Source organism: Streptomyces sp. NPDC048171, assembly GCF_043202655.1.
GTDB lineage: Bacteria > Actinomycetota > Actinomycetes > Streptomycetales > Streptomycetaceae > Streptomyces.
In genome coordinates this window covers 1-1,972 of sequence record NZ_JBIDAU010000041.1, presented here as the reverse complement: position 1 = coordinate 1,972, position 1,972 = coordinate 1, and the positions used below count along the sequence as shown (strand labels likewise).

Below are 1,972 nucleotides of genomic sequence, written 5' to 3'. Positions count from 1 at the left end.
ACCTGCGCGGGTTCGCGGCCGAGCGGCTGCCGGAGTACATGGTGCCGTCGGTGGTCGTGGTGCTCGACGCGGTGCCGTTGACGGTGAACGGGAAGATGGACCGGGCGGCGTTGCCGGTTCCCGAGTTCTCGTCTGCGGGTGGGCGGGGTCCTGCCACGGTTGTTGAAGAGCTTGTGTGTCAGGTGTTCGCGGATGTGTTGGGTGTGGAGCGGGTGGGGGTGGAGGACAACTTCTTCGAGCTGGGTGGGCACTCCCTGCTGGCGGTGACCTTGGCGTCCCGGCTGCGTGAGCGCGGGTTCGGCGTGTCCGTGCGGGCATTGTTCGAGGCGCCGACGCCGGCGGCGCTTGCAGCTGCAGGAAACGATAGGGGTGTGGTGGAGGTGCCTCCCAACGGGATTCCGGAGGGGGCGGAGGTCATCACGCCGGAGATGCTGCCGCTGGTGGAGCTGACGGCGGCGCAGATCGGTTTGGTCTGTGAGTCGGTGGAGGGCGGCGCAGCGAACGTGGCGGACGTGTATCCGCTGGCGCCGTTGCAGGAGGGCATCTTCTTCCACCACCTGATCACCGAGCCGGGTGAGGCGGATGCGTATCTGGTGCCGATGGTGCTGGGCTTTGACAGTCGTGAGCGGCTGGAAGAGTTTCTGGTTGCGTTGCAGCAGGTGGTGGACCGGCACGACATCTATCGCACCGCAGTGATCTGGGAAGGGCTGCCCGAGCCGGTGCAGGTGGTCTGGCGGCGTGCGATCGTTCCCGTGACCGAGGTGAGGCTGTCGTCGGACGGGGATCCTGCCGATGAACTACTGGCGGTCGCCGGACGGTGGATGGATGTGGGGCAGGCGCCCTTGGTGCGGGTGAGTGTAGCTGCGGCACCTGGAACGGACCGGTGGCTTGGGTTGGTCCAGGTGCATCACCTGTTGCAGGATCACACGGCGTTGGACGTGGTGTTGGGTGAGGTCGCAGCGCTGATGGAGGGGCGTGGGGAGGAGTTGCCGGTGCCGCTGCCGTTCCGGGACTTCGTGGCCCAGGCGCGGCTGGGCGTGTCCCGCGCAGAGCATGAGGAGTACTTCGCCCAGCTGCTGGGTGACGTCACGGAACCGACATTGCCGTTCGGCCTGGCCGACGCTCATGGTGACGGCGCCGGTGTGCGGTCGGCGCGGCTGCGGGTGGACGACGGGCTGGCGGCGCGGGTCCGCGAGGGAGCCCGCACGATCGGGGTAAGCCCGGCGACGTTGTTCCACGTGGCGTGGGCGCGGGTACTGGCGAGCCTGGCCGGCCGGACGGACGTGGTGTTCGGGACCGTGCTGCTGGGCCGGATGCATGCCGGAGCTGGTGCGGAGTGGGTGCCTGGTCCGTTCATGAACACGCTGCCGGTGCGGATGGACGTCGCGGACACGGATGTGGTGGGTGCGGTGCGGGCCATGCAGGCCCAGCTGGCCGGCCTGCTGGTGCACGAGCACGCCCCGCTCGCGCTTGCACAGAAGGCAAGTGCAGTCTCGGCCTCGGCACCGTTGTTCACTTCCTTGCTCAACTACCGCCACGGTCGTCGAGGAGCCGACGTGCCCTCCGACCAGAGTCGGCACCAGCTCAATGGCGTGGAGATGGTCTACAGCCGGGAGTCCACCAACTATCCGCTGGCCGTATCGGTGGATGACTTGGAGACGGGGTTCGCCATCACGACTGACGTAGTCGCTCCGGAAGACCCGCACCTCGTGTGCCAGTTGCTGCATACGGTGATCGACAACCTCACTGAAGAGCTGGAGGCCGGTTCTGGCACCCCACTGCGTGCGGTGGAGGTGCTTGCGCCGTCGGGTCGTGAGCGGGTGCTGGTGGAGTGGAACGACACTGACCGTGCGGTGTCCGAGGAGACGGTGGTGGGTCTGTTCGAGCGGCGGGTGGTGCGGGATCCGGGTGCGGTTGCGGTGGAGCAGGGTGGGGTGGGTGTGTCGTATGGGGAGTTGAATGCTCGTGCGAA

At 67.5% G+C, this 1,972-nt stretch carries 1 protein-coding gene; it reads left to right on the top strand.

Going from position 1 to position 1,972, the window contains the following annotated elements; translation table 11 throughout:
• Positions 1–1,972 (top strand): condensation domain-containing protein (locus ACGF3J_RS38690; RefSeq protein WP_393856126.1); only part of this gene is annotated, 1,972 nt, incomplete at both ends.